General features: G+C 54.3%; 26 protein-coding genes. 16 read left to right on the top strand and 10 right to left on the bottom strand.

Annotated features, from left to right (window positions below; translation table 11 throughout):
* Nucleotides 1–3 precede the first annotated feature (3 nt).
* Genes IPI29_09730 through IPI29_09700 form a run of 7 tightly spaced genes read left to right on the top strand, consistent with a single transcriptional unit; the run spans nucleotide 4 to nucleotide 8,815 of the window.
* The gene (locus IPI29_09730) at nucleotides 4–1,053 is read left to right on the top strand and encodes a glycosyltransferase family 9 protein (GenBank protein ID MBK7412820.1); all 1,050 of its coding nucleotides are present in this window, start codon (nucleotides 4–6) and stop codon (nucleotides 1,051–1,053) included.
* A complete protein-coding gene (locus IPI29_09725) occupies nucleotides 1,019–1,858 on the top strand; it encodes an rRNA pseudouridine synthase (GenBank protein MBK7412819.1) in 840 nt (279 codons plus the stop codon). Before IPI29_09730 ends, IPI29_09725 begins: the two co-directional genes overlap by 35 nt.
* Nucleotides 1,855–3,144, top strand: a complete 1,290-nt coding sequence (locus tag IPI29_09720) for a BatA and WFA domain-containing protein (protein ID MBK7412818.1) — start codon at nucleotides 1,855–1,857, stop codon at nucleotides 3,142–3,144. The genes IPI29_09725 and IPI29_09720 overlap by 4 nt, the downstream gene beginning before the upstream one ends.
* Before the next feature lie 2 nt (nucleotides 3,145–3,146).
* A complete protein-coding gene (locus IPI29_09715; GenBank protein ID MBK7412817.1) occupies nucleotides 3,147–3,959 on the top strand; it encodes a hypothetical protein in 813 nt (270 codons plus the stop codon).
* Between the two features lie 10 nt (nucleotides 3,960–3,969).
* Nucleotides 3,970–4,872, top strand: coding sequence for a hypothetical protein (locus IPI29_09710; GenBank protein ID MBK7412816.1), 903 nt, complete (start codon nucleotides 3,970–3,972; stop codon nucleotides 4,870–4,872).
* Nucleotides 4,872–6,713, top strand: a complete 1,842-nt coding sequence (locus IPI29_09705) for a M61 family metallopeptidase (protein MBK7412815.1) — start codon at nucleotides 4,872–4,874, stop codon at nucleotides 6,711–6,713. Before IPI29_09710 ends, IPI29_09705 begins: the two co-directional genes overlap by 1 nt.
* Nucleotides 6,710–8,815, top strand: coding sequence for a tetratricopeptide repeat protein (locus IPI29_09700; GenBank protein MBK7412814.1), 2,106 nt, complete (start codon nucleotides 6,710–6,712; stop codon nucleotides 8,813–8,815). The genes IPI29_09705 and IPI29_09700 overlap by 4 nt, the downstream gene beginning before the upstream one ends.
* A gap of 54 nt (nucleotides 8,816–8,869) precedes the next feature.
* Here IPI29_09700 and IPI29_09695 read toward each other — a convergent pair whose 3' ends face one another.
* Entirely contained in the window at nucleotides 8,870–9,139 is a 270-nt protein-coding gene (locus IPI29_09695) for an ATP-dependent Clp protease adaptor ClpS (GenBank protein ID MBK7412813.1), read from the bottom strand.
* A gap of 114 nt (nucleotides 9,140–9,253) precedes the next feature.
* On the opposite strand from IPI29_09695, the gene IPI29_09690 reads away from it, so the two are divergent.
* From IPI29_09690 to IPI29_09655, 8 genes are read left to right on the top strand one after another with little or no spacing between them, the layout of a single operon-like run.
* Entirely contained in the window at nucleotides 9,254–9,946 is a 693-nt protein-coding gene (locus tag IPI29_09690; protein ID MBK7412812.1) for a CADD family putative folate metabolism protein, read from the top strand.
* 15 nt (nucleotides 9,947–9,961) lie between these two features.
* Nucleotides 9,962–10,870, top strand: coding sequence for a class II glutamine amidotransferase (locus IPI29_09685; protein MBK7412811.1), 909 nt, complete (start codon nucleotides 9,962–9,964; stop codon nucleotides 10,868–10,870).
* Nucleotides 10,867–12,828: an NADH-quinone oxidoreductase subunit L gene (gene nuoL, locus IPI29_09680; protein MBK7412810.1), complete on the top strand. Its 1,962-nt coding sequence runs from the start codon at nucleotides 10,867–10,869 to the stop codon at nucleotides 12,826–12,828. The genes IPI29_09685 and nuoL overlap by 4 nt, the downstream gene beginning before the upstream one ends.
* Before the next feature lies 1 nt (nucleotide 12,829).
* The gene (locus IPI29_09675; protein ID MBK7412809.1) at nucleotides 12,830–13,540 is read left to right on the top strand and encodes an SOS response-associated peptidase; all 711 of its coding nucleotides are present in this window, start codon (nucleotides 12,830–12,832) and stop codon (nucleotides 13,538–13,540) included.
* Nucleotides 13,537–13,998 (top strand): TlpA family protein disulfide reductase, encoded by a 462-nt coding sequence (locus IPI29_09670; GenBank protein ID MBK7412808.1) that lies wholly within the window; start codon nucleotides 13,537–13,539, stop codon nucleotides 13,996–13,998. Before IPI29_09675 ends, IPI29_09670 begins: the two co-directional genes overlap by 4 nt.
* Nucleotides 13,998–14,648, top strand: a complete 651-nt coding sequence (locus IPI29_09665) for a thioredoxin family protein (GenBank protein ID MBK7412807.1) — start codon at nucleotides 13,998–14,000, stop codon at nucleotides 14,646–14,648. Before IPI29_09670 ends, IPI29_09665 begins: the two co-directional genes overlap by 1 nt.
* Before the next feature lie 9 nt (nucleotides 14,649–14,657).
* Nucleotides 14,658–15,668, top strand: a complete 1,011-nt coding sequence (locus tag IPI29_09660) for a hypothetical protein (GenBank protein MBK7412806.1) — start codon at nucleotides 14,658–14,660, stop codon at nucleotides 15,666–15,668.
* 28 nt (nucleotides 15,669–15,696) lie between these two features.
* Nucleotides 15,697–16,596 carry a hypothetical protein gene (locus IPI29_09655; GenBank protein ID MBK7412805.1) on the top strand — a complete coding sequence of 300 codons (900 nt, stop codon included), beginning with the start codon at nucleotides 15,697–15,699 and terminating at the stop codon, nucleotides 16,594–16,596.
* Here IPI29_09655 and lysA read toward each other — a convergent pair.
* The 8 genes from lysA to IPI29_09615 form a co-directional block, all read right to left on the bottom strand.
* Nucleotides 16,593–17,825, bottom strand: a complete 1,233-nt coding sequence (lysA, locus tag IPI29_09650; GenBank protein MBK7412804.1) for a diaminopimelate decarboxylase — start codon at nucleotides 17,823–17,825, stop codon at nucleotides 16,593–16,595. The two genes, IPI29_09655 and lysA, sit on opposite strands and share 4 nt — an antisense overlap.
* Nucleotides 17,826–17,829: 4 nt before the next feature.
* Nucleotides 17,830–18,171, bottom strand: coding sequence for a DUF1232 domain-containing protein (locus IPI29_09645; protein ID MBK7412803.1), 342 nt, complete (start codon nucleotides 18,169–18,171; stop codon nucleotides 17,830–17,832).
* A gap of 14 nt (nucleotides 18,172–18,185) precedes the next feature.
* Nucleotides 18,186–18,446, bottom strand: coding sequence for a DUF3098 domain-containing protein (locus IPI29_09640; GenBank protein ID MBK7412802.1), 261 nt, complete (start codon nucleotides 18,444–18,446; stop codon nucleotides 18,186–18,188).
* An 87-nt stretch (nucleotides 18,447–18,533) separates the two neighbouring features.
* Nucleotides 18,534–18,995 (bottom strand): hypothetical protein, encoded by a 462-nt coding sequence (locus IPI29_09635; protein MBK7412801.1) that lies wholly within the window; start codon nucleotides 18,993–18,995, stop codon nucleotides 18,534–18,536.
* Nucleotides 18,995–19,618, bottom strand: coding sequence for a Crp/Fnr family transcriptional regulator (locus IPI29_09630; protein ID MBK7412800.1), 624 nt, complete (start codon nucleotides 19,616–19,618; stop codon nucleotides 18,995–18,997). The genes IPI29_09635 and IPI29_09630 overlap by 1 nt, the downstream gene beginning before the upstream one ends.
* A 54-nt stretch (nucleotides 19,619–19,672) precedes the next feature.
* Complete coding sequence (locus IPI29_09625) at nucleotides 19,673–20,377, bottom strand: Crp/Fnr family transcriptional regulator (protein MBK7412799.1); 705 nt, start codon at nucleotides 20,375–20,377, stop codon at nucleotides 19,673–19,675.
* A gap of 112 nt (nucleotides 20,378–20,489) precedes the next feature.
* Complete coding sequence (locus IPI29_09620) at nucleotides 20,490–21,533, bottom strand: PD40 domain-containing protein (protein MBK7412798.1); 1,044 nt, start codon at nucleotides 21,531–21,533, stop codon at nucleotides 20,490–20,492.
* Nucleotides 21,534–21,664: 131 nt separating this feature from the next.
* Entirely contained in the window at nucleotides 21,665–22,630 is a 966-nt protein-coding gene (locus IPI29_09615) for a WYL domain-containing protein (GenBank protein MBK7412797.1), read from the bottom strand.
* A 109-nt stretch (nucleotides 22,631–22,739) separates the two neighbouring features.
* Here IPI29_09615 and IPI29_09610 point away from each other — a divergent pair, with 109 nt between their 5' ends.
* The gene (locus tag IPI29_09610) at nucleotides 22,740–23,246 is read left to right on the top strand and encodes a hypothetical protein (GenBank protein ID MBK7412796.1); all 507 of its coding nucleotides are present in this window, start codon (nucleotides 22,740–22,742) and stop codon (nucleotides 23,244–23,246) included.
* 43 nt (nucleotides 23,247–23,289) lie between these two features.
* On the opposite strand, the gene IPI29_09605 is transcribed toward IPI29_09610, so the two are convergent.
* Nucleotides 23,290–23,574, bottom strand: coding sequence for a hypothetical protein (locus IPI29_09605; GenBank protein ID MBK7412795.1), 285 nt, complete (start codon nucleotides 23,572–23,574; stop codon nucleotides 23,290–23,292).
* Between the last annotated feature and the right edge of the window lie 124 nt (nucleotides 23,575–23,698).

The raw sequence follows: 23,698 nt of genomic DNA, 5'->3' as shown, positions 1-23,698 counted from the left end.
ACTTTGACGTATTACATCCTACAAACCGCCTTTCTTGGTGATGTCCTATTGACATTGCCGATGTGTGCAGCCATCAAGCAGATGGATGTTGGTGCGAATGTTGTGTTGATCACTACGCCTGCAGCTGCGGAGTTTGTGAGGGGGCTTGGCATTGTAGATGAGGTGGTGGCTTTTGATAAACGGGGTGCTCATCGTTCGTCAGCCGGACGTGGGGAGCTTGTTGCGTCGCTTCGAAGTCGAGGTCCGATCACCGCGGTTGTGCCGCATAAGAGTATGCGCACGATGTTTCTTGCAAGGGCGCTGAAGGCAGAAAGAGTGGTGACGTATGCGGATGCAGCTACGCGATGGATCGCGTCGGATACGATCCCGTATCCCATGCACATTCACGATACACGCCGACACTTAAAGCTGTTGGAGCCCCTTTTTCCGCACGTACTAACGATCGAGGAACTCACGCCGATAAGGTTGTTTACGTCGGATGATGTGGCTGTGATCGAGTCGATGGTTCCTGCTGCAGGCGGGCCGGTTGCCGTAGTGGCTCCCGGGTCGGCATGGCCCACCAAACAATGGCCTGCAGACCGCTACAGAGCACTTGCTGAGAGACTTGTACACTCTGGCGTACAGGTAGCCGTCCTTGGTGACGCCGCAACACAGGGCATGATGCAGGGTCTCGACGGGGTTGTTGATCTCTCGGGGAGAACCACACTCCGACAAGCAGCAGCACTGATAGCCCGCGCCAATGTCGTAATTTCGAATGATAGTGCTCCCGTGCACCTTGCTTCCCTGCAGCATGTGCCGGTGATCGCAGTGTTCGGGCCAACGGTTCCGGAGTTTGGGTTCGCCCCCTTTGGTCCCAATGGGCACGTGATCGAGCAGAGAGAGCTCGCGTGCAGACCCTGTAGTGCACACGGCACGGTAACGTGTCCGCTTGGCACCCATGAATGTATGACAACCATAACGGTGGATACGGTCTTCGACACTGTCCTCCACACCCTTCACGCTCACGATGAGAATCGCTATGCGCCAGCAAAAACCAACGCGTCCAGCAGCTAAGAAAACCTCCCGCACTGCTGCGCCCAAGCAGCCCGCATCACCGCGGCAATCTGCTCCGCCCCTTGACCAAAACTTTGTAGCACCGCAAAAACCGGTGAGGCTCAACCGTGCCATTGCCGATGCCGGTGTTGCATCGCGCAGAAAGGCAGATGAGTTCATCCGCCAAGGTGTGGTGAAGGTGAACGGCAAGGTGGTAACCGAACTCGGTACCAAGGTTGAGATCGATGACATGGTAACAGTCCATGGTGAGCCGATCACACGCTACAAGCACCTTACCTACATCGTCCTCAACAAGCCCAAGGATGTGATCGCCACGTCCAGTGATGAAAAGGGGCGAGCCACGGTCTTTGATATCGTGCGTCTGAAGACACGCCTGTTCACGGTAGGACGTTTGGACCGCAATACAACTGGCGTTTTGCTCCTCACCAACGACGGAGATCTTGCGAACATGCTCATGCACCCACGCTACGGCATCGTGCGCGTGTATAAGGCAGTGCTTGATAAGCCCCTTCGTCAGGACCATGCACGTCAGATCGCAAATGGGATCGATCTGGATGACGGACCTACGCAACCGTGTCAGGTCACGATCGACCCTTCCGACCGAACCAACGTGATGCTTAGCATCCGTGAAGGTCGCAATCGTGAGGTGCGTCGGATCTTTGAACACTTTGAATATGATGTGAAGCGTCTCGACCGTAAAGAGTATGCCGGTATCACTACGCGTGGTCTTGCCCGCGGCGAATACCGTCACCTCACACGCGATGAAGTCTTCGAATTGCAACGCCAGGTGAAGCTCGCTGAATGAACTTCCTCAACCCCTTTGCTCTGATCGGCCTTGCGGCCGCGAGCATCCCGGTCCTCCTGCATCTGCTCAACCTGCGCCGCCTGCGCACGGTGGAGTTCTCGTCATTGCGGTTCCTTGTAGAACTGCAACAGACACGCGTTCGCAAACTGAAGCTCCAACAGATCCTGCTTCTTATCCTGCGTACACTCCTCATTGTCTTTGCGATCATCGCCATTGCCCGACCAACCATACCGGGCTCATTGCCGCTCCTGAGTTCTACATCGCGCTCAAGTGTTGTGATCCTCATCGACAATTCGGGAAGTATGGAGGCAGCCGACGCGCGTGGCTCCCGACTCCGCCAGGCACAGGCAACGGCACGGCAGATCGTTTCTGGTCTGCAGGATGGCGATGAGGTTGCAGTGTTGCCAATGACGGGGCTCGACCCAGGACAGACAGTTGACTTCTCTCGCACGTTCTCAGTGGCTCTTGATCAGATCGATCGGATCACTCTCACTGAAGGTGCTGCCAACCTTCCGCGGTCATTACGTGCTGCCCGCCCCCTCCTCGATGATGCCTTGCATCTTCACCGGGAGATCTATGTTGTAAGTGATGCTCAATCAAGCATCGGCTGGCGTGCGTCGGATGACTCGGGTCGCATCCTCGAAAAGGATGCATCGGTCTTCCTTGTGCGTATCGGAGAAGGGCAACGCGGACTCGAACAGAATCTCTCTGTTGATTCACTCCACGTGGTCACAAAACTTCTTCAGCCCGATAAGCCGGTGGAAATCGAAGCGGCCATTCGTAACGGCAGCGAACGAGATGCAACTGGTGTTCTGGTATCGATGGCGTTTGATGGCACACGAGTGGCTCAACGAGCCGTGGATATCCCTGCCGGTGCAACTCGTACCATCACTCTTGCAGCACCACCTCAACGATCGGGGATGATGGCTGCATCGATCGAACTTGAAAATGATGCTATCGATCGTGACAATGTCCGGTGGGCAGGATATACGGTTCCTGAACGAGCTCGTGTTGCGTTGATCGGCCCGACATCAGAATCCATCTTTGTTCGAACCGTTCTCGATCTGCCCGGCATGGAACGGAGCGCACCGATCGTCCGATCCTTTGGTACGGTATCGCAGGCCGCTCCGAGCTTGGGTGATGTGGACGTGATCGTCATCACCGGCGGCGCAGTATCGCAAACCGAAACGTCACTCGTTCGACAATTCGTTGAAGGGGCGGAGGACTCCTTCTCTTTGCATCGGACCAAGCCGGTGTTGAAGCGCTTGCCTCTGCCTGCGGTCTGACGATGAAGGACATCCAGAATGCACCGGACGACGCACCGTTCAGCGTAACAACAACAGACAGGTCACATCCGCTGTTCGCAGGGGTGTTCCGTGAGGATGGAAACAAGGATAGAGGCGTTGAATCACCGAAGGTATGGCGCATTCGGCCGGCCATCGGCGGTGTTGACATCGTTCAAACGGGTGCAGGGGCCTTGGTCAGCGAGCAAGCGGTTGGCAGAGGTCGCGTGATGTATTGCGCCGTTGCGCCAACACTCCCGTGGAGTACCTATCCAGGGACCGGACTTTTTGCCGCCTTTGTTGTGCGAACCATGCTCTACTGTGTGGCTCCGCGCGACCAAGGTGTGGATGTTGTACTGGGTGAGCCTGTTCGCGTACCTGTTCCTCCGCGTCTTGCCGGACGCGAAGCCTTTGTTGTTGATGATGTTCTCAGGGTGAAGAGTACAGTAGCGCCGGTTCGACTTCCAACAGCAACGGTTGTATCCATTCCGCCGCAGTTCCGCAGCGGTGTTGTAAAGGTCTATACCACAGATTCATTGCCGGTTGTGACCGTAACAGCAAATGGTCCTACCAATGAGTCGCGCCTCTCCTACCTCCAAGAGTCAGCATGGAAGAGTGCTGTGGATCCGCTTGTGACCGATCCCGATCATGTCATCGAGGTCACTGCAGAACGATCGATGCGCGATGTGGTCCAAGCAGCGCGCACCGGCTCTGAACTTTGGCCTCTCGCCATTGTCCTTGCACTTGCTTGTGCCGTAGCCGAAATGATGGTCTCGCGCTTCATGGCGCAGGAGACAGCGGCACCAACTGCAACGTAACTTTGTTGGTATGACGCTTCCCCAGATCCATCCCGAGATCGAAGAGATCAGGTCTCAGTATCAGACCGTTCGATCGGATCTGCGTGCTGCGGTTGAGGAGTGGCATCGACTGTCCAACGAGGTCCGGCCTCGACTCAACGCCACCTACCAGCATTACTTTGGCGAACTAGAACGCGAATTGCAGTTCAAAGCACTTGAAGGGGCCGAGCTGTTCCGTCGTGTTGAATTGTTGAGTATCAAGATCGCACGCGGTGAGAGACTCACTCCCGAGATCATCGACCTTGTCAATCAAGTGGTAGACAAGGAATACGCCAAGTTCAATCGCCGACTGCGCGAAGCATTTGATATGGACGTTCAACAGCGTGAACGTGCAGCGCAACAACGCGTGGACATTCACGATGATGAAGAGCTTGTGATGATGTATCGCACGCTGGTGAAAAAACTCCACCCCGATGCTGTTGGGGCCAACGCTCCCGGCTCGGAAGAGTGGCACCGCGTGCAGAATGCGTATCGCGATCGCAATGTGAGTCAACTCCGATCATTATTAGCCGTGCTCGGCGTGAATGAAACAGAGGACCACATCACCGATACCTGGGACATCGAACGGTGGAAGGCAGAACTCGATATCCTTGAGAAGAGACTGCAGATTGAAGAGCGCAAGCTGAACCGACTCCGCCGACAAGACCCGTTCGTGATCGAAAGTGAACTTGATGACGAGGCGTGGAGAACGCGGCATACAAAGGAGCTTCAGGATGCCGTCTCCGAAAAGGAGAAGGAGATCGCAGAGAATAGGGAACATTACCGCGAGATCACCGGCGGAGAGGTCCCGCAGGGGACAGATGTTGTGAAGTCGAAAGAAGACCAGACCTTTGACGAAGACTTTATGAAGAACACCTACTTCGGACAACGCTGATGTATTCCATCGAACAACGCGATGAACAACTGCGCGGAACAACAGCCGCCATCACCTATACACTTGGCTTCGATCGTGCGGCACAACACCTGATCACTGTGCGTATGCGCATCGACTCCGTTACGGGTTCAAGCGTTACCGTCGTGATGCCATCATGGTCACCGGGCAGCTATAAGATCCGCGACTATGCAGGATATCAAGGCAACGTCACTACATGGGTCGGTACCGGTGCTGCCCGCAAGCGCACAACATCGAACTGGAGAGACAAAGCCTCACTCGTGATCGATACACAAGGCGCAAGCACTGTAGAGATCGACTACGTGATCTATGCACATGAGCGTACCGTACGCACAAATCACGTCAATCGATTCCACGCCTTCCTCGTTCCAACAGCCGTCTGCATGTATGTAGAAGGTCGCACCAATGAGATCCATCACGTGCTGCTCACGCACGATGTATCCACGTGGCCAAGTGTTTCAACATCACTCTCGCCGGTGCAAGCCCCCTCATCACAAGGGATGTTGTTGGGAGCTTTGAATTATGATGTACTCGCTGATTCACCCATTGAGATCGGTGATCATCAAATACAGACATTTGACCTAGCAGGCGCAAAGCATGAAGTAGCAGTGCCAACGAATTTCACGCTTGATGTTTCGTGGCTTACCGAGCAGATCAAACGCATTGTTACCGTGGAAGCCGGGATGTTCGGTGGTGTGCCGTATGATCGATACGTCTTCATCATCCAGGTCTATCCCGGGGCAGGGGGCGGATTGGAACACGCACGCTCAAGCGTGAATGCCGTTGATCCGTCGGCCATGCTCGATAAGTCAAAGGTGATCGGACTGCTCTCGCTGCTTTGTCACGAATATTTCCATCTCTGGAATGTGAAGCGGATCAGACCCATCGAGCTCGGACCGTTCGATTACACACGCGAGACCTATACACCGATGTTGTGGCTTGCTGAAGGTCTCACATCGTACTATGATGATCTGCTTGCGTATCGATGCGGATTCTCCACGGCCAAGGAATACATCGAGATCCTCTCAAAGGATCACATTGGAAAGCTCGCCACGGTGCAGGGCAGGAGTGCCATGTCCACGCGCGACAGTTCAACCCTTGCCTGGCTCAAGCTCTACATGGCAAGTCCGGATGGCTCCAACAGATTCCCCTCGTATTATCTCAAAGGGGGCGTGATCATCCTCCTGCTAGATGTTTACCTGATCGATCACAGCGACGGTAAATATTCTCTTGACGATGCGATGCGCGCATTCTGGACGAGATATCAAGCCGACTCGTCGAAGGGACTCACAGAAGACGAAGTGATCGAGCTCATCGAAGGATCGACGAAGATCCAGATCAAGGATCGGCTGATGGCATGGCTCAACGGAACCACCGAGCTGCCATATAACGAGATACTGGAAGCCGTAGGACTCAAGGTGATGGATACGCCAAAAGCTCCTGAACCCGTCAAGATCGGCGAGGCTGTAGCATTTGCCAACGTACCACCAGCCCCCTATCTCGGCATGGCAGTGGCGGAAATCGGCGGGAAAGTCGTTGTGAGGGCCGTAGATGATGGGTCGCCGGCTGCCCAAGCCGGCATTGGGATCGATGACGAGATCGTAGCCATTGAGGGCAGGCGAGTTGCTTCCCCGGCCAATGTTGACCATTATTGTGGTGCTCGGATCGGAATGCCCACGGTTCTGACCGGACATTGTGACGGACGTTTGTACACCGCAACGATCACCCCGTTGGCCCAGCCAACGCTTCGGGTGGTTGAAATAGAGCAGCCCACCGACCGTCAGAAAGAAATGCGCAACCGCTGGCTCCGCAAGACCATTTGATCCGTTCCCGCACCATATCGCCCCTTATCCTCCTGATCATTGCAGTAGGTACGCAAGGATGTGCGTGGTTTGACAACCAGACCACGTATTTCAACACGTACTACAACATGCGTCGGATCATGACCGAGGTGAAGGACGAGTTTGATTTTCAGGACGAGAACAAGCGCAACAAGCCGCGTGTATTAGTGCCGGCTATGGACAGTATGCGACTTGTGGGTGGGCCGCCGAAGAACGCAACGTATCAGTTCCTGCGTGCCTTTGTTATTGAGCGTGCCAAACTGCAACCCGTGGCTACAAAGGTAGACTCGATCCTGATCAAGGGATCGAAGGTTGTGGCCAATCACCCGAAGTCCGATTACATCCAGGGTTCGTTGTATCTGATGGCCGAGGCCTACTTTATTCGGTCGGAATGGGTGCCGTCTCAACAGAAGTGTATCGAGCTCGTTGAACGATTTGCCGATGGCGACTATTCTCCGGATGCACACCTTCTTCTTGCAAAAGACTATCTCATGCAGAGGAAGATGACGCAAGGGAAGCAGGCGTTGTCGAGAGCCGTTGACGTTGCCTGGTACAAGGATCGTTATGATATCCTCTCCGAGGCATATCGCATTCAAGCAGAGATGGCTATCGAGGACGGTCAGATCGATAAGGCTGTGAACCCCTACAAACAGGCCGTTGCACAATGTGAGGACGGAGAGCAGCGTGCTCGGTGGCAAGTAGACGTTGGGTCGATCTACTACCGACTTGGCGAGTATGCCCTGGCAGAAGCCGCCTTCCGCAAGGTATTCGATGAGACCCCTGATGCACTGGCCGAATTTGAAGCCTTGCTCTATGGCGGTTCATGTTTGGTTCGGCTTGGCAAGTATGACGAGGCCCAGAAGATCTTTGACGACCTTGATGCCAACAAGAACTTCAGCGAGTGGACATCCTATATCGAGGCAGAGAGACTTGCCCTAGACCGGCTTCGCAGTGAGAACCCTAAGGACCCGGCCGTCATTGCCCGAGAACGTCAGGCCGACACCTCGTTTGTTGGTCGACCGGAAATGATGGCCCAGTCATTCCAAAAGGGAATGGGGCTTTACAAAACCGGCAACTACAACGAGGCCCTGAAGTATTTCGCTAAGGCAAAGGTTGTCCGTACGCCCGTCTACGATGTTGCGAACAAGTACTTCACCTTGCTCAAGCAATGGGACGATCAGCGCAAAAAGATCCGCAGCATTGACCAAGCGTTGGTCATAGACACCACGTACAAGGACTCGTTGATTCAACGGAGATCCGTTGAGTTTTTCACGCTTGGGCGGATCTTTGAGCAGCTTGAACAACATGATTCGGCGCTCGTGTACTACAACTACGCCTATGACAGCACGTCGGCGAACGACCCAGCCAGAGGTCGATACCTCTTCTCGCAAGCACGTCTGATCAGGGACACAGATCCCGACAGAGCTGATTCCTTGTTTGAGATCGTAGCAGAGCGTTGGCCAAAATCAGAGTTCGCACGAGAAGCATCCGCTAATCTTGGGTTCTCTTCGGAGGGTGGCATTGACGATGCCGCCGAACTTTACAGGTCCGGGAACAGCTTCCGCTTGGTGAAGGACTACGGCTACGCTTCACGTCAGTACATGGCTATCGTTGAGAAATTCCCAGAGAACGAATATGCCCCCAAGGCGCTCTACGCTATGGGATGGATGTATGAGCGCGACAGGAATATGAACGACAGTGCCCTGTATTATTATGGCCTTTTGCTCGAACGGTATCCGAGGTCGCAATACGCAAAGGAGATCCATGCCAGCGTTGAATACGCCTTGGCCAAGGCCAACGGCGTAGAGATCACGGACTCCACACTCTTCCGCGATCTCGATCAGGAGCTTCTCGACAAGGCAAAGGCAGGCGAGCAGAACGTTCTGCAACAGCTCATCAAGAACAACCAGGATGCGCTCCAGGTAACCGGACCGAATGTTACTCTGCCAAACATCCCCGGTCTTTCCCCCAACGGGGGCTCAGTGAATGACCTGCTTCAGCAGCAGCTGAAAAACGCCCAGGGCACCATGCCAGGCAGCACAACGGACTCCACACGTGTAGCACCGCCGCCAAAAAAGCCATAGTTAAAGTGACTAAGTGACATAGTCACTACGTCACTTTGTCACTACGTCACTGTCTTAAAAGGTGACATTCGTATGCAGCGCGATCTCTTCAAGGACGCTGCTCACGCGGAGGCATTCCGGCATCTGTCCTTCAAAGACCATGGCGAGGCCGCGAGAGTGGACCTCGTAGGTGAGGCCTTCAGCATGATCGTAGGAGCAACCGGTGGCCGAAATGATCTGGGTGATCACCTCGTCGAAGGTATGTTCCTCGTCATTGTAGAGGATCACACGTGCAGCCAGACCAACGTCCACCAGGGTGTCGCTGTCCGGATCGGCCCATTCCATCGGGCCGGCATGAATTTCAGTCGTTATTGCGTTCATAGGTACAGGGCAAAACTACGAAAAGACCTATCTTTGCCTCTCATTCCACCGCACTTCAACCAATCCGAGGACGACCTCATGACGACCGAAGAATTCCTGATCAAGCTCGACGAGATCGTGACAGAGCGTCACATGCTCCAACACCCGTTCTATATCATGTGGAACGAAGGCACCCTCACAAAGGAAATGCTTCGTGAGTATGCTGCAGAGTATTACCATCAGGTTCATGCGTTCCCAACGTACGTGAGCGCAACACATGCCAACACGGAAGACATGGTGGTCCGCCAGATGCTTCTCGAGAATCTCATCGAAGAAGAGCACGGTCCGGACAATCACCCGGAACTCTGGCTCCGTTTTGCAGAAGAACTGGGCATGAAGCGTGAGGACATCAAGGAACGCCGTTTCCTTCCTCACACACGCGCCTCTGTTCGCATCCTCAAGGAACTCGCAGGACGTAACAACCCGGCAGAAGGCCTTGCAGCCCTGTATGCGTACGAATCACAGATCCCGGAGATCTCCACAACGAAGATCGCTGGACTCAAGAAGTGGTATGACCTCGACACGAAGAACGGTCTTGAGTTCTTTGCCGTCCACGAGCACGCCGATGAGATCCACCGCACGGTAACGCGCGAAGCGCTCGAGCGCATGTGCATCACGGATGAGCAGAAGCAAGCCGCGCTTGATTCCGCTCGTGAAGCTGCAGATGCGTTCAATCTCCTGCTTGATGGTGTTTACAACACGTGGTGCACGGAGAAGGCAGCTCTTAACTGAGCCCCGTAAACGCGCATGTGCCGTTTTATCGCCTATATCGGACCTTCCATCCTAGCGGACGATCTGCTCTATAAACCCAAGTTCTCGCTCGTTACGGCGCAGACGATGAATGCGGGTGAGATGTCCGTATCCGTGAATGGCGATGGGTTTGGTATCGGATTCTATGCACCGGAGCTCGACAACGAGCCGTGCGTATTCCGCAGTATCAAGCCGGCATGGAGCGATCACAACCTGAAGAGTCTGGCCAAGAAGATCAACTCGCCGTGTATGTTCGCGCACGTTCGCGCTGCATCTCCCGGTATGCCGGTGGAAGAAATGAACTCCCACCCGTTCTCCTGCGGTCAGCTCATGTTCATGCACAATGGAGTTGTTGGCGGCTTCAAACAGATCCGTCGCAAACTCCTGCGCACACTCAATGACACAGCATACGATGCCATTCATGGCAGCACGGATTCCGAGCATCTGTTCGGTCTCTTTCTGAATCACATCGCAGATCCGCACGGAAGTGTTACCTGCGAAGACATGGTACAGGCAATGAAGGGGATGTTCGCAGACCTCAACACGTTGTTGATGGAATCTGCGGTTCGACAACATTCATATCTCAATCTTGCCGTTACCAACGGAACCTGCCTTATCGCCGTTCGCTACACAACCAACCCAAATGTTCAACCGGCATCGTTGTACTACATGCACGGACGTGAGTATCATTGTGTTGGCGACCATTGTGTTATGGAACCATCGTACGGTAAACCGAGCTCGATCGTGGTGGCCTCCGAGCCATTCACCGCTCGCAGATCGGACTGGATGAAGGTAGAACGCAATTCAATGATGGTTGTGGATGAGACGATGCGCATTCACTTCCACCATCTCGAGATGGACGTAGAGAAACTGGACTTCGAGACAATCGCCCCGGAAATCGGATGAACTACGCAGCACTGATACCCCTCTTCCCCCTCATCGGTTTTGTGATCGTTGCCTTCTTTGGCAAACGCATCAAGAACGAAAAGTTGATAGGGGGCATGGCAAGCTCGGCCATCCTTGCCAGCTTCGTTACGGCCGTGATGGTTTTCGTCGGACTCGTCAATAGAGCCCCCGAAGATCGAACGGTGATCGTCAAGGTTTACTCGTGGATCGCAACGGGTTCCTTCAATGTTGATGTGGCATATCAGTTCGACCAACTGTCGATCCTGTTCACGCTCATCATCACGGGGATCGGCTTCCTGATCCATGTCTATTCCATTGGCTATATGCATGGCGATAAGGGGTTCCCACGGTTCTTCGCCTATCTGAACCTCTTCGTCTTCATGATGCTGAACCTGGTCCTTGCCAGCAACTTCCTCCTGACATTCCTCGGGTGGGAAGGTGTGGGCTTGGCATCGTATCTGCTCATCGGTTTCTGGTATGACAGGAAGTTCGACGGAACGAAGATCACATGGACAGGCGACGCTGCGATGAAGGCCTTTGTAGTGAACCGCATCGGTGACTTCGGTGTGCTTCTTGCAATGTTCATGTTGTTCAACACGTTTGGCACTCTGGACTACGCAACCATCAACGCTCAGGCTCCCGGAGTTCTCTCTGTTGGCGGTACCGCCGTTACCGTCATCACGCTGCTGCTCTTCCTCGGATGTACCGGTAAGAGCGCGCAGATCCCGCTTGGAATCTGGCTTCCTGACGCTATGGCAGGTCCTACTCCGGTTTCGGCACTGATCCACGCTGCAACGATGGTCACGTCCGGTATCTTCCTCATCGCTCGTACCAACGTGCTCTTTGCAATGTCTCCAACAACGCTTGCCGTTGTTGCCGGCATCGGAATCACAACGGCTCTCATTGCCGGTACCATCGGTATCGCACAGCGTGATATCAAGAAGGTTCTGGCCTATTCAACGGTATCGCAGCTCGGCTTCATGTTCGTAGCACTCGGCGTGGGTGCCTTCACCGCCGGTGTCTTCCACGTGATGACACACGCCTTCTTCAAAGCTCTGCTCTTCCTCGGTGCCGGTTCTGTTATTCACGGAATGCACCATGAGCAGGACATCATGAAGATGGGCGGACTCAAGAAGTATATGCCGATCACGTATCGCACGTTCTTCATCGGTACACTTGCCATTTCTGGTATCCCATTCCTCTCCGGATTCTTCTCCAAGGACGAGATCCTCTGGTTTGCATTCCTCAATGGTAGTCCAGTTCTCTGGGCCGTTGGTGCCGTTGCGGCCTTCACAACGGCGTTCTACATGTGGCGCGTAACCACGCTCACATTCGATGGTACGGAACGGTTCGATCATCATCACCTACACCCGCATGAGTCGCCATCAACGATGACGATCCCTCTGATCGTATTGGCCTTCCTCTCGATCTTCGGTGGCTTCCTTGGCGTACCGCACGTGATCGGACATGCGATACATTTCCCGAATCTCCTTGAACATTGGCTCGAGCCGATCTTCGCAAGCGGAATGTCCATGTTGCCAGTTCATGGCGGTGACCATACCTCGCTCGAGATCATGCTCATGACGGCATCTACCGTACTGGCCATCCTCGGCATTCTCTTTGCCAAGCGGATCTATGCTAATGGACTCGACAAAGCAACAGTCATGGCCGCGAAGTTCAAGGGTCTCTATCAATTGCTGCTGAACAAGTATTACGTAGATGAGATCTACCACATGCTCATCGCCGGTCCGATCGTAGCTCTTTCGCGGGACTTTCTGTGGAAGATCGCAGACGTAGTTCTGATCGATGGTGCTGTGAATGGCTCAGCACGGGTTGTTGGTGCAACAGGTTCCGCACTTCGTAAGATCCAATCAGGTGTGGCTCAGAACTATGCCTTGGTAATGATGGCCGGGATCGTGATCCTTGTTGCAATGGTAGTGTTCCCGTTCCTTCGCTAACGTGTGTTTTACGGTATCGATCTTTGCCTCAACGCACGTCATTGAGACCGATACAGGGGCGTTGTTCGACCATCCGGAAGACTATACGCCGTTCTTTCACGTCTCTGCATTTGCGCACCCGTCATTACCCTTCGTTACCGGCTCTGAACCGGACCGGGTCTCGCTGATGGAATGGGGATTGATCCCAAGGTGGACAAAGGACGAGGCTGCTGCACATGAACTGCGTGATATGACGCTGAATGCCCGAAGGGAAACGATCTACACAAAACCATCATTTCGCGATGCCATCGTGAAACGAAGGGGGCTTTTACCAGTCAATGGATTTGTGGAGTGGAGACACGACGGACCGATCAAACAGCCACATTTCGTGCAAATGACCGGATCAGAGATCTTCACTCTTGGGTGCATTTGGGAAGAGTGGACGAATAAGGACAGTGGGGAGCAGCACCGGACCTTTTCGATCGTGACAACGGACGCCAACATCTTGATGTCCTATGTGCACAATGCAAAACAGCGAATGCCGGTGGTGATCCCAAAAACGGACAGACAAGCTTGGCTGCATGCAGAGGACCGCGAGATCATCGAACCGCTCATGAGGCCCCTTGAAGAAGGACTTCTCGAAGCATTCCCCATTACACGGGAGGTTTCGAGGATCAAGGTCAACCCAACCGAAGCCGAACTTCTTGAACCAGTCGGTGATGTGATCACGTGATCGTTGTAGCGCTTCTTTGTTCGATGTTCAGCCTGGCCGTTCCAAAGGTCACGCTCGTTGATCTTGAACAACGATTCGCCAACGGAAAAGACACGACCTACGTGGTGAACTTCTGGGCAACATGGTGCAAACCGTGTGTTGAAGAGCTCCCGTCCTTCGATAAACTGGCACGTCGGGTATCTGGAAGTCCGGTAGTGGTACTCCTTGTAAGCCTCGACTCGCCGTCAGACCTCAAAACAAAGGTTATCCCATTCCTTCGGAAGAAGGCATATGCATGCGAAACGGTCCTGCTTGATGAACAGAAGCCACATCTGTGGATCGACAAGGTGGATCCAACATGGAGCGGGGCAATACCGGCAACACTCTTTGTGAAGAACGGACAGAGACTCTTCCGAGAACAAGAATTCAGTGAGCGCATGCTCGACTCGACATTCACCACATTTCGAGATCATCATTAATGGATCATATCACAATTCGATCATTTGCTGTAACGCTTTGTCTGCTCCTTGCCTTCTTTGGCGGAGTGGGAAGCCCCCTACAGGCTCAAAACCCGCTTGCACCGGACGGACTGAAGGTTGGGGACGCTGCCCCGGACTTTACCCTAAAGAATGTGGATGGCAAGCTCGTAGGACTGCGTAGCTTTGTGGAATCCAAAGGAGTGATCCTGGTCTTCACATGCAATCACTGCCCATATAGCGTGAAGTATGAAGACCGCATCATTGCACTGCACACAATGTTTGCCGCTAAGGGATTTCCGGTACTTGCCGTAAATCCGAACGATACCGTTACTGTACCGGAAGATTCTTTTACCAAGATGCAAGAACGAGCATCGGAGAAGAAGTTCCCGTTCCCATACGTTATCGATGAAACACAGGCTGTAGCAAAGAAGTATGGGGCTCGCCGGACACCGCATGTGTTTGTCTTGCTCCGCACTCGTACAGGCTGGACCGTAGAATACATCGGCGCCATCGACGATAATCCGGATGACGCCTCAAAAACAGAATCGAAGTTCGTTGAAGATGCAGTGAATGCACTTCTCAGCGGCACGAAGCCCGAAACAGCCACCACAAAGGCCATCGGGTGTACCATCAAGTGGAAGAAGGGATAACGAGAGAGTATGGAGAACAGAAACAGGGACGACCGCGACCGCGATCCGGAACGTCAGCCGCTGACCAATGAATCGGCCATGGGCCGCAGTAGTGGTCCGCGTGGACGCAAGCCCCGCCCTAGCGGCGGTCAAGGTGGCGGATACGGTGGCGGCGGTGGTCAACGCAGCAGCGGTGGTCAACGCACAGGTGGCGGTGGCTACGGCGGCGGTGGACAACGTGGCGGTTATGGTGGGCAACAACCACCGCAACGCAGAACGAATCCGCAGTTCGATGATGAGAGAAGCTCAAGGCCTGACCCAAGAGGGGACGGAGGACGGGACGGAGGACAGGGCCCAAGAGGGGACTCAAGACGGGACTCAAGACGGGACGGAGGACAGGGCCCAAGAGGGGACTCAAGACGGGACGGAGGACAGGGCCCAAGAGGGGACTCAAGACGGGACGGAGGACGGGACCAGAGACCGGAACAAGGACGGGACCAAGGACCATACCAAGGACGCGACCAAAGATCAGGCCCAAGTCGTGGCCAACGGCCAGGCCCAAGTCGTGACCAAAGACGGGACGGGGGACGGGACCAGAGACCAGACTCAAGAGGGCCGCGTTCATTCGATGAGAGGCAGCCGCTTACCAGCGAAAATCCGGCATATCGTCCGGCGCGTGGGCGAAGTGGACCTGGTGCCGGTGCACGAGGCGGATCGCGTGGCGCATTTGGTGGCGGAGGCTCGCGCTCAGGCGGCGGAGCTCGTCCGGGCGGAGGAACACGGGGTGGGGCTGGCGGTGGTACAGGCGGACGCGGTGGCTTTGGCGGAAGGCCAAAACGCGGTGGTCGTCCGGGTGCCGGCGGCGGCGTCTACGGCGGAGGTCCTAGTGGCAGCGCCAGACGCAACACACGCGAGGAAGGCAGAAGTAAGGTCTACACCTCGGATCGATTGGTCTTCAAAGAAAATCTCGACGAACGGAAACCAACAGAACGCAAAATGCGTAGCAGACGCAAACGTCCATCGGACGATTCAGGAAAATAGAATCCTATCACAAGTGTTGGGAGTGACAATGCGTTCAACGGTACTGGCTGTTTTTGGTCTTGTTGTGATGAGCGTAAGCACATTCGCGATGAGTTCGCGATCACACAAGGAAGATTCAACGAATAGTTTCATGATGGAAGTGGACTTCAACGAGCGCACTCCGATGGTCTCGCTGTTCTATGGATCCGCAACGCCATCTCGTGAGGGTATCTCTGGGACCATTGAACAAGACATGACCTTTGGTGGTACGCTGGGTATGGGGCGAGAGAAGGCATGGTTCCGCGACCCAAGTATCATCCAGCGGTACTCGAACAATGTGTATCTGTGGTATGGTAACGCTGCGGATGCGCAAGGGATCGTTACACCTGCAGATGGCGATAACCCGGCGATCGCCGGATCGAGCTCAACGAACCTGTTCCGTGTTGGTCTCGCCGATGAGTCGGGCTTTGGCTACAAGCTTGGCGAATCCTCTAACCTCATGTTCCTCGCTTCAAATGCTGTTCTCTCCTGGACAGCCGTTACACCGCAATCCGTAACGAGTGATCCTGTTTCGGCACAAGCCCTTCGTGATTTTGAAGGGGCTCTGCGGTTCGGTGAAGCAATGCGTCCAACGATCGAGTGGCGTGTGACAGGTCCCGTCAGTATTCGCGTTGGATACGAATGGTCGCAGATCTATCCGCGACACATGTTTTGGTATTGGGCATTGAGCCAGGGCATCGAAGGCATCGCTGATGCCGGAGCCACATGGTTCGCTCGCGAGATCGGCAAATCATCGCCGGCCGCAATGCCGATCGTCTACTTCATCCTTAAGAACGGCGTGGCCGCAGGCTTCAAGGCCTTACGTATGAACCAGATGAACTGGCCGTTCACAACGGTTGCTCCGATGAACGTTCACATGTGGAACGTTGGTATCGGTCTACACTTCTAAAGGTCGACGTCGATCTGCGTTGACAGAAGATCTTCAATGGTCTCTCTGCGACGTATCACGTGGGCCTTGCCCTTGTGAACAAGGATCTCTGCCGGACGGTAGCGACTGTTGTAGTTGCTGGACATCATGTATCCGTATGCGCCGGCATTGAGGAAGGCAAGGCAGTCTCCTTCTCTCACTTCATTGAGCTTGCGATCCCAACCAAACGTATCCGTCTCGCAGATGTATCCCACAACGGTATAGATGCGCGGCGTTCCCGTGGGATTACTTGTATTGATGATGTGGTGATAGGAGTTGTAGAGCATGGGGCGGATCAGGTGATTCAACCCTGAGTCAACGCCGGCAAACACTGTTGCCGTTGTTTGCTTGATAACGTTCACCCGTGTGAGAAACGTCCCGGATTCACTTACTAGAAACTTCCCCGGCTCAAACCACACTTCGATCGGCGTAGCACGACCCGCATTGAATTCTGCGATACGAGCAGAGAGCTTCGCACCGAGATCTTCGATATCCGTTGAGATATCATCCGGCTTGTAGGGCACCTTGAAGCCACTTCCGAAGTCGACGAATGTGAGCTCTGGAAACATCTCTGCTGTTTCAAACAGGATCTCTGCGCCTTGCAGGAACACATCGGCATCAACGATATCGCTTCCGGTATGCATGTGAAGTCCGTTCACATGGATACCGTGTGTTGCAACGATCCGCTGTACATGACGCATCTGATGGATGGAGATCCCGAATTTGGAATCGATATGACCAGTACTGATCCGCTCATTGCCCCCTGCCATGATATGGGGATTGACGCGGAGACAGACGGGCACACGTGAACCGAATTCGTGACCGAATCGCTCAAGAACCGAGATCGTATCGATGTTGATGTGCACGCCGAGGTTCACGGCAGTGCGCAACTCTTCGAACGAGACCATGTTTGGTGTGTAGAGGATCTCTTCCGGAGCAAAGCCGGCATGCAGACCTAGTTCCACTTCTTGCAAGGACACCGTATCGAGGCCGGTGCCAAGCCCCCTCATCACCTTCAGGACCGAGACGTTCGTGAGTGCCTTGCATGCATACATGATGCGGAGTTTGACCGCAGGAAAGGCAGACCGAAGCCGGTCTACCTGGCGGGCCATGATGGCAGTATCATAAACGTAGACGGGGGCACCAGCAATGGTGCAGAGTTCGTCAACAGCAATGCCGCCGATATGATATCGGCCATTGAGAAGATCCATAGCTTCAAGTAGAGTGGTGGGTGCGATACCGTTCGATTTCTCGTGCGAGGCGTTTGATCACCCATCCTACAATGAGTGTATCATCCACATACCCGAGTACCGGAATATAATCCGGGGTAGCATCGGTAGGGACCAAGAAATACACAAGGGCGCCGAGAATCATTGCACGAGTTGGCCACGACATCTTGAATGTTTGGTCTCGCATCATGCGGAAGAGGACGCCGAGGTTACGCACCAAGGTTGACGCTGCATGGAGACGCGAAACGGATCGCATGCGTCGTTCGGTGCGCACGAGGATACGTTCCTCGTCTTCCGGACGTACGTCATCAGCGTATTTTTTGATCATGAGGTTTTGCCTTTTCAGGCGTCTGTCTTTGCTCTGCCAGCCCACATGATGGCAACAGGAATTGCAACGCAGTATCCGAGTACAAGAACGACCGGAGCAACATCAACGGCGAGTGGATTATCCCATTGGGAGATACCCGTGGAGAGCAACAGAAAACCAACTACGATCACGGCCACACCGGCTGCGAGGTAGATGTAATGTTGACGGGACCACGGATTGGTCCATGATGTCTTTGGTTGTTTGCCCAACGTTGGGCGCTCGATCTTCTTGGCCATAGAGACGTTTCCTTTGCGGTAGGACGGATGTCTGCTGCCATTAGCAGACTCGCAAAGGTACGAAAAAGTGCCAGCGGGATTGGATTCTCACACCCTAGAGGCAAGAAAGGTCGTCAAATTGTCGTGCGGATCCAGATTAAACTTCTTCCGCATCCGTTCGCGGTGTTTCTCAATGCTTCGAACCGAGCACGAGAACAAGCGGGCCACTTCCTTGGACGGCATGGGTAGCCGCAGGAATGCAGCAAGTCGTAGTTCCGTAGGAGTGAGAGTAGGATACTCAGAGGCCAGCCGTTGAAGGTAGCCGCCGTGCATGGTCTCAAAGATGTGTTCAAAATGAGCCATCGAGTCCGTGTCAAGTGCTTGCAGTACTTCGCGGTGAAGTCCTTGAACTTCCCGGCGTGCTTCAGCAGGGAGAACCGATTCAATTTGAGAGAGTTGATCGGCGATGTTCCTCAGGAGGCCTGTATATCGCATTTCGCGCAACATACACGCTCGTAGCATCTGACCTTGCTCAGAAGGTGAGACCGAGAGAGCTTCGGGATTGGTCATTACAGTACCCATCGTACAGCATCCTTTTCTATCCGGACCAGTCCGTGTGATCGAAGTTCGTGAACTGCCGCCATCAGCAGGCGGTGAGGCGTGCCGGTCATACGTTCGAGAAGAGACTCTTGCACTGGGATCGAAGCCGATCCATCGTCACTAACACCAAATGTTGCTGCTACAGTTTCCAATACACCAAGAATATGATCGCCGGTAGTGGGAGCTGCGCAAGTTTCTGACAGATGCCGCGCTGTTTCGAGGCGGTTGGCTAGTTGATGCATGTAGGCAGCAGCCAACTCCGGGTCTGACAATGTAGACTGCAGGAATCCGGCCCTGTCCATCACCCGAACCACGCTATCCGCGAGAGCTGTGGCCCGTACGGCATGCACGGCAGCCGTGGTGGTAAGGCGCGCACCGAGAAGAGAACCCGGACCGCTCAATCCAACAGCGTGGGTGATTCCCAAGCCATCCGCACGGATCTCCACGATCCCACCTTTTTCGACCAGGAACACAGAGTCTGACGAGTCTCCTGGGGAATACAGATCCATGTCGCGCAGTACAGTTCGGCGCGACGTCTCAGGAAACAAACGATCCCAAGGTGAACGGGGCGATGTGGTAGTGTCGTTTTTCATGACCTCTACCAAGTTCGCCAGCGAGACCATCCTGTTACTATGACTTTTGTCAGGTCAGTCCGTGATATTTGCGGTTTTGCTGAGCCCCCTCACATTTTTGAGGCGGATCGTACGGCCTTCTGTCTCGATAAGTTTATCGGACTTAAACTCGGAAAGGGTGCGGATAACGCTTTCCGGAGCCGTACCAACAATTGCCGCGATCTCTTCGCGAGTGAGTGGACTATTCAGTGTCTCGCCATCTTCACTCAGACCGAACGTTTCTTTGAGCACGAGGAGTGCCTCGGCTACGCGCTCCCGAACGGATTTTTGCGCGATCTCTACAATTCTGCGTTCTGCGTCTTCAACTTCATGGGAAAGGTCCTGCATCACGCGCAATGCGAGATGGGGATTCTCGCGAACGATGCGAAAAAGCGTCTCACTTGGTATAAAGCACACAGAGGAATCTTCAACTGCCGTGCAATTCATGGAGTACGGAACACCGGAGACCATGCTTGCGTAGCCAACCATGTCGCCCGCGCCAGCGAACCGAAGGATCTGTTCTCTACCATCGGAACCAGGGCGCGTGAGCTTCACATGGCCGTGATGAATGCAGTACACACCACGGGGATATTGTCCGTAGTTGAATATCGATGCATTGCGTCCGAAATTCGCACAGGACTTCACATCCGACACCTCAGCCGTTTCGTCGATTGTGAGCGAGGCGAACGTAGACGTTACGCGGGTGCCACACGATGCACACGAAGGGGAATGAGGATGCATGAGATCTTTGGCCGTACGTAGTGAATGACGTATGCAATTTAGCTATGCCACAACACATTGACATCGGTAGTTCAGCTGTTAATGCCGTAGAAACTACGGCAATATTACGCTGTTAGCGCATCCAGACGACGCTGGCAGAACTACCGAGGGAATCCACGTTGGGGAGTGGAAGCGGAGCGCCGAGTTTCGACACGCGGAAGAGGCGCTCGGAGTAGAGAGAGGCCGATGTACGGTCGCCGTATATGAATTCATCTGAGCGAGGTGACCACATACGTTCGTGGATCACGGCGTCGTTGGTTGGGATCGTCTTAAAGGTGCCTGTTGCCACATCAACGATCAGCATTGGGTTGACGCAGACAATGGTTGTGTGGTCGGGCGATACACTGATGACCGAGCTGTTCAGTGTTGGGAGCGTGGACGTTACGTTGTCTTCACGTTCTGTACTGAGGGCGAACCGTTTCAGCACAAAGGAACTCCGCTCATTCCAGAGGTAGACGATGGCATCATCAGAGAGCCACTGAGCTGCTTTGACTTCATCGCGTGTGCGGAAGCGTTGGATCCCACGGGTTGCAACGGTAACTACAAACGGAACCGAAGCGATACGTCCGGAGAGTGTGGTGTCGGTGGCAACAAAGCAGATCTTCGATCCATCGGGTGACCATGCTGGTGGACCCTGTACGGAGATCGATGCCTTGATGAGCGCAGAATCGACGAGGGTGATTCGCTCCGTACCATCTTTACTACAAACGATGAGCTCATATCGTCCGCTATTAAGTTCGAACCATGCGATACGGTCTCCGTTCGGAGATGGCGTAGGGAAGGCCGCACTTGTTGGGCTTACTTGCGTATACGAAGTGGCCGACACATCGAACCGGAACAACGGCAGATCCGATCCGCTCTTTCCGGAGTAGAAGAGATACCGACCACCATCAGTAACGGCGATGAGATTCTTGGTAGGAGCGGTGACCGGTCCAACCGCTGTGAGCTCTGTGCCATCGATGTTCATCCGGTAGAATGTTGTGACACGCGTGATCGGATCACGGGCAACGAACATGATCACATCCTTTGGCGGATCCGGGACCACCACGTCGGAGGTGCATCCTGCAAGGATGAGAATGGACGCAAGGGCTGTGAAAAGCGGGCGCAAGGATGGCATAGGGGGGTGATATCAGCAATAGGCGTGCCAGAATCGGGGCCTGAAACGTACCAGAACCGCCAGAACCGCGCCCGGCACCTAGGGTGCCGGGTGCGGTTCTGGCGCGGTTTAAACGGGCTACCGGCAGCGGGCTACAGGAGGCTGGCGACCTTGGCGCGGCAGGCGTCCTTGAGCCTCTTGGGCGACACGATGGTCAGCACATCTGCCCAGCTAACGATCCACGACAGAAGTTCGGGGGAGAGCGGGGCGTTGAGCGTCATGTTCACGTTGCCATTGCTGAGCTCAGTGAATTCTTGGGAAGGATGCCAAATGCGCGACGTGAAGAACGGCGCCGCGCTTTTGTCGATCCGAAGTTTTATCGGCGTTACCTCTCCATCATACACGCCAAATCTTCCGGAGCGGTACTTCTTCTCATTGAACGAATGGATCGGGTCGTTCACATCACTGGCTCGCTCCACATGATCGATCCTGTCAGCAGCAAGTGTGATATAGCGATGATGGACCGGATGCCATGCTGCAACGTAGAGCCTGCCCGCATGATTGATGAGTCGACAGAAGCTCACAACAAAGGTCTTCACAGTTGAGGCATGAATGCTCCGATACGTTACCCGGTCCCAATGCGGATCCACGATGGCTGCAACGATATCAACGAGGACGGAGTCGCTCACGGCAGTAGCATAACGTCCGGGCGATACTTCGCTGACAAGATCCTCCTGCATAAAGACCGTCCCTGGCGCAAGCTTCTCCAACTTCCGCGCTAGTCGATCTACATCTTGTTCCACCTTGGTTCCCTTGAACGTTGCAAGAGCCCCCTTCAAGATGTGGAGGGAGAGCAGTTCACCGGAGTTGACGGTAAGGGGCTGAAGCAGTCGTGTACCGGATGGCATTGACCAACGATTGGAACGTCCGTCCCGCGTTTCTGTAAGCGGTACGCCGGCCTCGGTCATCGTACGAAGGTCGCGCTGGATCTGTCGTATCGTTACTACCTTATCGTCTTCAAGTTCCGAAACTCGCTTTGCGATCTCCGCTGTTGTAAATGCGTTACCGCTCGATAACATCGAGAGGATGCGTACTGTGCGGCGGATGTGGTGGGACATGGTACCCTGCTAATGTGCTAATGTGCTAATGTGCTAATCTGCTAATGCTAATGTGCTAATGTGCTAATGTGCTAATATTACGTGGGACACGATATACCATGAGGGAGAAATGAGCAATACGATCGTCAAGTGGTTTGTGAAGGAGTTTAAAGAGATGGTGGGTATCACCATCTATCTCTTCTTCATCTTCAGTTCATTCCTGACCTATCGATCTCTGATCATGGCGCAGCTGGGGATTGAGTATCACGAGTATGGCTTTGCCATCATCAAGGCACTGGTCTTTGCAAAAGTGATCTTGATCGTGAAGTTCGTTTCCGTGGTTAAGCGATTTGATGATAAGCCCCTTATCATTCCCACGATGTACAAAGTGGTGCTCTTTACGCTGTTCTCGGCGATGTTCGTTCTGTTGGAACACATCGTGCGCGGGCTCATCGAGGGACTCACGGTGATAGCGTCGATCGAAGAGATCACGGCCGTTGGGGCGAACGAGATGATGTCGCGAATACTTGTCTTTGTATTTGCCTTGGTGCCGTACTTCATCATGAACGAAGTGAGCCGCGTGGTTGGCAAGGGGAAGGTGCTGGAGTGGTTCTTCCGCGGACGTCATCCGGCGTGATGCCGGGTACCTATGATGCCGGGTGTGAGCCCGAGTTCGGGCGTTATCGCACAAAAAACCACCACATCGCCACGATCGGCATGCCGATGGTGCCATTCACGGAGCGGGCAACATCAGCTACACCTCCCACGCGATTGCCCACGTGGTCCTTGATGTTGTTCCCATCGAACGAGCCTACCTTGATGCCCCGGGCATTCTTGATGATGTCGCCGTCGATGATCCCGATCTTCGCGCCACCCTCGTTCTTGATAGCATTCACGACGAGTTCTCCAATGCGGAGTCCGGATGCAGATGTGAGGTAGCGGCCGTCGAATTTGTATTTCGCCATAGCACAAAGATACGCTCCCGGCACCCTTGGTGCCGGGCACGGGTTCGGGTGTGGGTACGCCCTCCGTGGCGTACATTGAAACCTTTCGGGTCCGTCGCCGTCAAGGGGGCCTGTCTGTTTCACC

The sequence above is a fragment of the Ignavibacteria bacterium genome (assembly GCA_016707005.1).
Taxonomy (GTDB): Bacteria; Bacteroidota; Ignavibacteria; order Kapaibacteriales; family Kapaibacteriaceae; genus UBA10438.
This window is presented reverse-complemented; position numbering and strand designations above follow the sequence as displayed.

Bases quoted from the DNA above. Each gene is read 5' to 3' on its own strand.
- IPI29_09655 (MBK7412805.1), top strand. From the start codon at position 15,697: ATGCGTTCAACGGTACTGGCTGTTTTTGGTCTTGTTGTGATGAGCGTA.
- IPI29_09685 (MBK7412811.1), top strand. From the start codon at position 9,962: ATGTGCCGTTTTATCGCCTATATCGGACCTTCCATCCTAGCGGACGAT.
- IPI29_09645 (MBK7412803.1), bottom strand. From the start codon at position 18,171: ATGATCAAAAAATACGCTGATGACGTACGTCCGGAAGACGAGGAACGT.
- IPI29_09625 (MBK7412799.1), bottom strand. From the start codon at position 20,377: ATGCATCCTCATTCCCCTTCGTGTGCATCGTGTGGCACCCGCGTAACG.
- lysA (MBK7412804.1), bottom strand. From the start codon at position 17,825: ATGGATCTTCTCAATGGCCGATATCATATCGGCGGCATTGCTGTTGAC.
- IPI29_09695 (MBK7412813.1), bottom strand. From the start codon at position 9,139: ATGGAATGGGCCGATCCGGACAGCGACACCCTGGTGGACGTTGGTCTG.
- IPI29_09660 (MBK7412806.1), top strand. From the start codon at position 14,658: ATGGAGAACAGAAACAGGGACGACCGCGACCGCGATCCGGAACGTCAG.
- IPI29_09710 (MBK7412816.1), top strand. From the start codon at position 3,970: ATGACGCTTCCCCAGATCCATCCCGAGATCGAAGAGATCAGGTCTCAG.
- IPI29_09605 (MBK7412795.1), bottom strand. From the start codon at position 23,574: ATGGCGAAATACAAATTCGACGGCCGCTACCTCACATCTGCATCCGGA.
- IPI29_09640 (MBK7412802.1), bottom strand. From the start codon at position 18,446: ATGGCCAAGAAGATCGAGCGCCCAACGTTGGGCAAACAACCAAAGACA.
- IPI29_09610 (MBK7412796.1), top strand. From the start codon at position 22,740: ATGAGCAATACGATCGTCAAGTGGTTTGTGAAGGAGTTTAAAGAGATG.
- IPI29_09620 (MBK7412798.1), bottom strand. From the start codon at position 21,533: ATGCCATCCTTGCGCCCGCTTTTCACAGCCCTTGCGTCCATTCTCATC.
- IPI29_09665 (MBK7412807.1), top strand. From the start codon at position 13,998: ATGGATCATATCACAATTCGATCATTTGCTGTAACGCTTTGTCTGCTC.
- IPI29_09725 (MBK7412819.1), top strand. From the start codon at position 1,019: ATGCGCCAGCAAAAACCAACGCGTCCAGCAGCTAAGAAAACCTCCCGC.
- IPI29_09720 (MBK7412818.1), top strand. From the start codon at position 1,855: ATGAACTTCCTCAACCCCTTTGCTCTGATCGGCCTTGCGGCCGCGAGC.
- IPI29_09615 (MBK7412797.1), bottom strand. From the start codon at position 22,630: ATGTCCCACCACATCCGCCGCACAGTACGCATCCTCTCGATGTTATCG.
- nuoL (MBK7412810.1), top strand. From the start codon at position 10,867: ATGAACTACGCAGCACTGATACCCCTCTTCCCCCTCATCGGTTTTGTG.
- IPI29_09705 (MBK7412815.1), top strand. From the start codon at position 4,872: ATGTATTCCATCGAACAACGCGATGAACAACTGCGCGGAACAACAGCC.
- IPI29_09715 (MBK7412817.1), top strand. From the start codon at position 3,147: ATGAAGGACATCCAGAATGCACCGGACGACGCACCGTTCAGCGTAACA.
- IPI29_09635 (MBK7412801.1), bottom strand. From the start codon at position 18,995: ATGACCAATCCCGAAGCTCTCTCGGTCTCACCTTCTGAGCAAGGTCAG.
- IPI29_09630 (MBK7412800.1), bottom strand. From the start codon at position 19,618: ATGAAAAACGACACTACCACATCGCCCCGTTCACCTTGGGATCGTTTG.
- IPI29_09690 (MBK7412812.1), top strand. From the start codon at position 9,254: ATGACGACCGAAGAATTCCTGATCAAGCTCGACGAGATCGTGACAGAG.